At 44.5% G+C, this 7933-nt stretch carries 8 protein-coding genes; 2 read left to right on the forward strand and 6 right to left on the reverse strand.

Annotated elements, in window-relative coordinates:
* The first annotated feature begins 65 nt into the window (after positions 1–65).
* Both NHN17_RS25015 and NHN17_RS25020 read left to right on the forward strand, forming a co-directional pair.
* Positions 66–1073, forward strand: a complete 1008-nt coding sequence (locus tag NHN17_RS25015; protein WP_255045391.1) for a Na+/H+ antiporter NhaC family protein — start codon at positions 66–68, stop codon at positions 1071–1073.
* Positions 1074–1274: 201 nt separating this feature from the next.
* Positions 1275–2144, forward strand: coding sequence for a hypothetical protein (locus tag NHN17_RS25020; protein WP_255045392.1), 870 nt, complete (start codon positions 1275–1277; stop codon positions 2142–2144).
* A 687-nt stretch (positions 2145–2831) separates the two neighbouring features.
* Here NHN17_RS25020 and NHN17_RS25025 read toward each other — a convergent pair.
* The 6 genes from NHN17_RS25025 to NHN17_RS25050 all read right to left on the reverse strand — a co-directional run.
* Entirely contained in the window at positions 2832–3725 is an 894-nt protein-coding gene (locus NHN17_RS25025) for a DMT family transporter (RefSeq protein WP_255045393.1), read from the reverse strand.
* Between the two features lie 95 nt (positions 3726–3820).
* Positions 3821–4648, reverse strand: coding sequence for a sugar phosphate isomerase/epimerase family protein (locus tag NHN17_RS25030; RefSeq protein WP_255045394.1), 828 nt, complete (start codon positions 4646–4648; stop codon positions 3821–3823).
* Positions 4649–4861: 213 nt separating this feature from the next.
* A complete protein-coding gene (locus tag NHN17_RS25035; protein WP_255045395.1) occupies positions 4862–5695 on the reverse strand; it encodes a MurR/RpiR family transcriptional regulator in 834 nt (277 codons plus the stop codon).
* A 76-nt stretch (positions 5696–5771) separates the two neighbouring features.
* Positions 5772–6599: a class II fructose-bisphosphate aldolase gene (locus NHN17_RS25040; protein ID WP_255045396.1), complete on the reverse strand. Its 828-nt coding sequence runs from the start codon at positions 6597–6599 to the stop codon at positions 5772–5774.
* A gap of 11 nt (positions 6600–6610) precedes the next feature.
* Complete coding sequence (locus NHN17_RS25045) at positions 6611–7480, reverse strand: 5-deoxy-glucuronate isomerase (protein WP_255045398.1); 870 nt, start codon at positions 7478–7480, stop codon at positions 6611–6613.
* A gap of 180 nt (positions 7481–7660) precedes the next feature.
* A partial coding sequence (locus NHN17_RS25050; protein ID WP_255045399.1) for a PfkB family carbohydrate kinase occupies positions 7661–7933 on the reverse strand: 273 nt, incomplete at its 5' end.

The following is a 7933-nucleotide window of genomic DNA, read 5'->3' on the forward strand; positions in this document are numbered from 1 at the left end:
TGTTACTGCTCGCCAGCCTTATCCAAACGTATTTAGCTTGTAACCCCTAAATCAAGTACCTACTGGTGAACGCTTACCAAAATATCGTGCCGGTTCACATCGCCTTTATCCCAGTGATGATCCCGCCACTGCTCGCTATCTTCAACAAGCTGCGAATCGACCGTCGTGCGGTAGCTTGTATCATCGCCTGCTCCATCAGTGTCAGTTACCTGTTGCTGCCAACCGGCTTTGGCGCGATTTACTTATTCGAAATCCTACTACCGAATGTCAATTCGGCTGGTGAAGCATACGATCTCACCGTAACAGCCTCGCAGATCCCATCAGCCATGTTTTTACCGGTGATGGGCATTGTCGCCGGTATGCTGGTTGCGGTATTCATTACCTACCGCAAGCCACGGGACTACGACGCTGAAGTAACCAGTAAGCTAGTTTTTCACAATGAGCAGCCAACGCTCAAAGTTGGACAGTTGCTTTTCGTCCTCGGTGCTATTGCCGTCGCTCTGTTGTGCCAAATCCTGTTCGACTCACTGTTAATCGGAGCGATGGTGGGCTTCATGCTGCTAACAGTATCAGGTGTGTTCAAATGGCAGCAACAGGATGATGTCTTTACCGAAGGGATGCGAATGATGGTACAGATCGCCGTTATCATCACCATTGCGTCCGGTTTTGCGGGAGTGCTTGAAGCAACAGGGGAAATTCCATCGCTAGTGCAATCAACCGGTGAGTTGATTGGCAATAACAAAGCGATTGCAGCGCTGCTAATGCTCCTGGTTGGTTTATTTATTACGATTGGCTTTGGTGACTCATTTGCCAGCGTTCCCATTCTAGCCCCTATCTACGTGCCTTTGGCCTTGTCACTGGGCTTCTCACCTGCCGCTACCGTTGCCCTACTAGGCGCGTCAGCAGCCTTGGGTGATGCAGGCTCACCCGCTTCGACTATTTCACTGGGTGTAACATCAGGCTTGAATGCCGACGGGCAACACGATCACATTAAAGACTCGGTGATCCCTACGTTTACCCATGCGAACTTTGGTATGGTGCTGTTTGCCTGGATAGCAGCACTGATACTGTAAGTTTTATTATTTAAAATAGATGGGGAATGCATACCGCATTTCCCAACTTCCCATCCTCCTCTACAAAACCAGCCATCTCCTCTCTGTAAGCATGAATCTGATCTTTTTTGTTCAGTCGCTTTAGATTAAATTACTGATTTATAAGTAGCTGAATTCGCCGTTCATAGCTACAGCATAACAAAGATCACGAATGGAGTTGGAATGAAAAGCGCCCTTAACGAGTTACATAAAACCAGCAAGTTTATCCTTTGCTGTGCTCTGAGTTCCCTGTATTGCATCGCTGGATATCAGTTTATCGCCGGGTACCATCAAAGACTTGTAAAAGGCTCCTATGTTGAACTCAGTCAGTTGTTCTCAGGCCAATACTTCTCTTATTTTTTATCCAAGGAAAGTGACTTTTACCGAACGCTTTTCATTTTTATAGAACACTCGGGACCAGCAGCATTATCGGTGTTTATCGCTGTTATTATTCTGAGCACTGTCACCTTCCAATACATTTTATTGGACGGTAAAAAAGCACAACAACAAAAACATGACCACCTCACAGCTAAAAGTGCTGACATTATTCGTGTTACTGACAGTAAACCTCATCTTTTAGAATGTGAGAATTACTACACTGACTGTGTTTATGTGAAAATTTCAGATTTTAATGGTTACTTTGATATCGGGGTGAAAGTCACCTCACTAGAAGATAACATTGTCCCTAAATTGGGCGTTAGTACCCATGATAAACCACAGGTCGGAGACTACCGTGGCTACCATTTAAAGAAATACAACGATTTCTATATCATTGACGATGAAAATATTAGAGAAATTAGCGAGTGTTACTTTAGAGTATCACTCAATTATGATGATGGTGAACGATGCGCATTCGGTGAAGTAGAGTTTGAAATTATCCCAATCACCACTAATGACTATTTGTCGTTACTAAAACGCTATCAGGTTGATGAACAGTCTTTAACAAGAGATGAAATCAGCATCATCGAAAAATGGATTGAGCTTGGATTATCTCGGAATAACCCTGAAGCCGTAGCATACCGAAACCAACTACTGAGGGAGTTGAATGTTTGATACAACGCTATAAATCACCTTTCATTACAGACTGGTCGTATGGGTATGGGACAAGCCACCTCCGACATCGAAGGTGGTTTTACATTTCCCTTATATTCACCGGGTAAAATGACAGAAGCCATGACCGCTTCATGGCGGTCGTTAACCCTGTAGGCATTCAGCCATTGACATCAATCCGTAGCTTCATAGCTCACTTCACCTCGTTTGATGAGAATCGTGTCCTGCTTTACCATGTGAGATAAAAATACCGACGAGCAACACGCACACTGGTATTTGGCATAACTATGTCTGGTGATACGTTCTATGGTATTTCTTTTGATCCGATAGACATTTTTTTTACGCTTACATACCGGGCAATGTAAATAATGCATAGCGACTCCTTGCTACGTTTAATACTTTTGACAAAAGGACCCACGTATTCCCTGAGTGAATATCACCATACCTCAATACATTTATCCATATCCGTGATACTCATCAAAGTTATGCTTGTATGCATAACGATGCACCACAATCACGTCCCGGGTGATCTTTTTATGTTGCAGTCAATTTTTATTAAAAACAAAGCGATAATTCTTCAGATGGTTTTTTTACAGCAGCATAAATGAACAAATTAGATATTTAGGAAAGTAATACCAATCTGGATAAGTCGTTGATCAAGTATTTGCACTGGATCACCGTAAGACTTGATTAGTGCGAGAACCGCCTTATCACACGATTGACCAAATACGGCCCACCACGGTATGTGAATAAGGCCAGTAAAATCATCAAACACCCTGCGAGTTTATTAAACGGCATTTCTTCAGCATACCAAACAACGCTGAGAATAACCGTCCACACAGGTTCAAGGATCATAATAATCGCGGCATTCGCAGCGGTACTGTGTTTCTGCCCCATCGTTTGCATCACATAACGCAAGCTTGTCGCAACCAGCATACTCATTGTGAACCAGCCCCATGTCGTCAAGCTGACTGACTCAGGCCATGATTCAAACAATAAAGAAGCAATGATGCCCATACAGCCAGTGCTGAATAACTGTAAACAGGTCAGCAACAGCGTTGGGATCTGACGAGCATACTGACTGTTAAAGTTGAAGTGAACCGCCAGCATCACCGCCGCAGCCATAAACCACAACTGGCTAGACGCCATCTGCCAACCATTACCGCCTCCTAACGACAGCATCAACAAACCAGCAAAAGCGATAGGCAATGCCAGCCAAAATGTTCTTGGTGGCTTAGCTTTGAACAACGGCCAAGCAATCAACGGTACGAACAACATGGACAGGCTCATAATAAATGCGCCTTCGCCCAACGTATCACTGACAGAAATAGCATGTATCCATAGCAGTAAGGCGCTACCAAGAATACACCCTACCCCAAGCGCTTTGACTATGACGGATTTTTCGACTTTCTTAATGTCAGAATAACAGAACAGCAATAGGCACAAAGAGGCTAAGATAAAACGCAAGCCAATAAAGCCAAAAGGCGGTAGCCCCTGAATTGCCTCTTTAGAGAAAATCCAGCCAGCTGCCGCCAATACTGTGGTTGTGACCAATATTAAATCAGCACGGCGCTCAAGATTCATTCTGAAGCGCCCTCGCTACAACTAACGTGTAGGAAATAACAGCAATATATTTTCAAATAATTATTCCAAATATAAGCTGCAAATCCATGCAGCCATTAACGAACCAATGCTTTCATACCATTAAGCATTTTTTCTGCCACTTCGTAATGATCGTGCTCCCACATTTGATCATTGAGGAACTCGCCTGAGAAGAAACCGTCATAACCTGTCTGTAGAAGGGCATCAACCCACTCTTGCATTGGGATGTCGCCTTCACCAATGTAGACACCACGTAGTTCTCTTTCATCAACCCATGGCTGCCCTACTGCAGGACGTTTACCATCAGATAGATGAACATTATAAATTAGAGATTTATCAACTTGAGAGATTTGCTCTAACGTTGCACCACGACATGCCCATAGGTGCCATGTATCTAAGACGAAACCAAAATTATCACGCCCAACAGCATCGAGCAATCGATAGTAATCATCTAATGTCGCGATCGGTGTCCATGCTGCCCCTTCATACTGAAAGCGAATACCATGCTCTCGACCAATATCGGCAATAGTTCGGATGTTTTTCGCCGTTAATTGAATGTTTTCTTCAGTACTAAAGCCATTTAGGCTTTCAAAAGCATTTAGCTGAATAGTGGGTGCACCAATGTCTTTAGCAAAACGACATAATACTTCAGCTTCTTTGAATACACGCTGTTGCTCTTCTTTCGTTGTTGCCTCTACCCCTCCGATAATATCAATCGCTGAAGGAGTAATCTTAGCCGCATCAAGGCGGGCTTTAAATTCCTCACTGGTAAAACCAGCATTAATATAACGCCATAGTTTTTCGGTATGAATTTCCACCCCCTGATAACCCGTTTCTTTTGCCAAACGAATATCAGAAAGAATATTACTATGAAGTGAACACATTCCATGAAGAGCAAAACGCATTTTAAATCCTTATCGACACCAAATGCCGTGCAACAAAATCCCTAGACGCCATGGTCATGGCACCTACCTGAAATAAGAAATATATATAAAACAGAAGTTCTATAGCCAAGTGACTTCTAAAGAAGATAAGGCGGAAGTCACTTGGGTATAGTAACCAAATTATTTGATATAACTTGGTTACTCGTACTATCTAATAAATGTCTCGAAAAAATACTATTTCACTTCTTGGCACATCAAACTGACTGCCAGCGTTTGTGCCAGATACAAAGAACTACTGAGCGATCGGAACCCCATGATTTCGCCTTCCTGTACTTCAAAGCACACTTCCATTTTGCTGCCTTGAGAGGTCATCTGATTATCCGTAATCGCAACAATAGGCACCCCTTTCTCAAACGCTGTATCAATCAAACTACTGGTTTCAGGTGCATAAGGGCTGAAAGTCACAGTGACCAGCACATCTTTATCATTCATACGACGAGTCATTGGTGCCAACATACCACCGTGATCATCCAACAATACAACATTGTTGTCTGATTTCATCAGTGCATACCAAAGATAAAATGCCACCGGATATGCTCGTCGCATGCCCTGAATATAGATGGTCTCGGCCCCATCAAGCAGGCTCACAGCTCTTTCTAGCTTTTGCGGGGAAACAGACATTTGCAGCTGCTCCATCGCTTCAATATTGGCTTGTCCAAAGTCCTGGAAAATCGCCATCGGTGAGTCTTGGCTCACTTCTTCAGTTTCACGTGCTTTTTTTACACGCTCAAGATAATCCCTCGGACGATTCAAATACTGATCACGGAATAGTGCCTGCATTGAGCTAAATCCAGAATAGCCCATCGCATTTGAAAACCGGCTCAGCGTCGATAAAGGAACATTGGCCTGTTCAGCTATAGTTGCCATAGTTTCGACCGCTACCAACATTGGCTGGGCCATCACAAAATCAGCAACCTGTTGTAGTCGCCCACTTAGGCTATCGTAACGCTTAACAATAAGCTCACGCAGCGTATCTAAGTCAGCTGGTACTTGTTCTTCTACATCCATAAATGGCCGCTCTCCCGCTCGAAAGCAATACTACAAAATAAGAATACCTCAAGTGCTAAGCACCTGAGGCTATAGTTTATGATAATAATTCGAAGTTGCGAATCGCTTCTTGCTTCACAAAGGGCATTGCCTTTTGCATAAAGTAGATACGATCAAATTTTTGTGGTTCTTCATTCATGAAATCGCGCAGATTATGGCCTAGAGCTTGACGTAAACACGTACCAATATTGAACTTTGATACTCTTGTACGCTTCAGCACTTCCATATCTTCATCACGGATACCGCTGGTGCCATGAATGACCAACGGAATATCTACCATATTCGCAATACGATCTAAACGACCAAAATCAATTGTACATGTCGGCTCGGTCAATCGGTGTACGTTTCCAACCGAAATGGCGACACAATCAGCACCACTCTCTTTTGCAAAGCGCGCAGCATCTTCAGGTTCGGTGTAGATAGATTTGATGTGATCCCGGCCTTCATCATAAGGCACCGACCCAATTTCACCTTCGACCGATGCACCTAACGCGTGTGCAACATCAGCAACAGCACGGGTACGGGCGATATTCTCATCAAGCGGCAGCTGAGAACCATCGAACATCACGGAGCTGAATCCCGCCTTCAAGGCACGGTAAACAACCTCTTCTTCATAGGTATGATCAAGGTGCAAGCAAACCGGCACTGAACTATTATGTGCCATCGGCAATAGCATCGCGGCGGCAGTCTCTACCCCATAGAAGTCAGCCACGTCTTTGTTACAAGCCAGAATGACTGGCTTGTTAACAGCTTCAGCCGCTTCCACAACTGCAAGGGCATCTTCGTAACCAAATACGTTAAAACAAGGTACTGAATAGTCTGACGCTGCAGCTTGAGGCAATAGGTCTTTCAAATTGACGAGCATATTGCCCCTCCTTATTTAAACTTGGCGATCATGTCCTTGATGCCAGGGATCGTTTCAACTTGGTACTCGTGGTGTGGGTCAAAGTGCTGGATCAGCGACTTCTCAGTCTTACCCACGATGATCGTGAAGTAATACATTTCATAACCCGGTGCCGCAACGCTTGGGTGATAACCTTTATCGATAGCAATCACAGAGCCAGTGCGGACATGGTAAACCGGACCAAAGTCATCTTCATGCTCATACAGGAATTGCGCACCGAAGCCGAAATCTGGGTTAAAGCGGAATTGGTACACTTCTTCGTAAAGTGTTTCTTTGCTGCCATCAGGCTTAACGCGATCTTCATCATGTTTATGAGGAGGGAAACCTGACCAGCCCCCTGCACCTACAGTAAACAGTTCACTGACAAGAAGGCGACCGCGATTATCTGAATTAGACTGGCCCAATACGTGTTTGATCTTGCGGTGAGTTTTAGTGTCATCAGAGCCGTACTGAACAATATCGACATTCTCTTCACGCACACAGAAAGGTTCTAGCGATTGTTCAAACTTACCACCGGCAATCATCACATCAGCCGTGTCGCTGACACAGTCAATGGTTGCGCTGTAACCCAGCGGGACATAGACAGCTTCTGGGTTGCCATCCCACACTGATTTTCGCTTACCGATATTGTCGTAAACTTCGGTCTTTTCACCATTGGTAACGGTAATTGAACAGGTGCCGCCAGCAAGGACGATGACAGACTCATAACCCTCAACAACATGCTGGTGCTGATCGCCTTGCGAAAGACAAACTTGGTTAAAATAACACAACGGTGTGACTTCATCGTTTACATCAACGATTGGTTGGTTCTTATTATCAAATGGTGGGATATGCTTGCCCATTGTACTCTCTCCTCACTGCCTGCCTTTTCAACTGTCGTTTTCCAGCACAGTGTTTATCAGTCAAAATTGTTGTAATAAAAAAGCCGAGCCTCGATGGTTTGTACCCTTTCTAGACGTGTCCAGTAAAATACTGGCTCGGCGGACCTAATTGCCTTTAATCACGTCACCCGAAGATGACGATTAAAGGCTTTTTTCTCTGGTCTCAATAAAATCGAATAATTGTTCTTTAGTTGGCATCGCTTCAGTACAGCTGTTGCCACTGACATTGATTGCCGCCGCTGCCGTACCATGCTTGACGCCGTCTTCCAGCTCACCACCGTTAACCAGTGTCCAAATCAGGCCGCCTGCAAATGAATCGCCAGAGCCAAATGGCTTTTGCACGTCCACGCGGAATATACCCTGCTGGAATTTATGACCGTCTCGACAGTACACTTTGGAACCAAACTCACCGGC

The sequence above is a fragment of the Photobacterium pectinilyticum genome, from assembly GCF_024357955.1.
GTDB classification, from domain to species: domain Bacteria; phylum Pseudomonadota; class Gammaproteobacteria; order Enterobacterales; family Vibrionaceae; genus Photobacterium; species Photobacterium pectinilyticum.

What these genes read in the sequence shown, in the direction of transcription:
- NHN17_RS25035 (WP_255045395.1), bottom strand. Translation starts at nt 5,695, where the DNA reads ATGGATGTAGAAGAACAAGTACCAGCTGACTTAGATACGCTGCGTGAG.
- NHN17_RS25025 (WP_255045393.1), bottom strand. Translation starts at nt 3,725, where the DNA reads ATGAATCTTGAGCGCCGTGCTGATTTAATATTGGTCACAACCACAGTA.
- NHN17_RS25020 (WP_255045392.1), top strand. Translation starts at nt 1,275, where the DNA reads ATGAAAAGCGCCCTTAACGAGTTACATAAAACCAGCAAGTTTATCCTT.
- NHN17_RS25045 (WP_255045398.1), bottom strand. Translation starts at nt 7,480, where the DNA reads ATGGGCAAGCATATCCCACCATTTGATAATAAGAACCAACCAATCGTT.
- NHN17_RS25030 (WP_255045394.1), bottom strand. Translation starts at nt 4,648, where the DNA reads ATGCGTTTTGCTCTTCATGGAATGTGTTCACTTCATAGTAATATTCTT.
- NHN17_RS25040 (WP_255045396.1), bottom strand. Translation starts at nt 6,599, where the DNA reads ATGCTCGTCAATTTGAAAGACCTATTGCCTCAAGCTGCAGCGTCAGAC.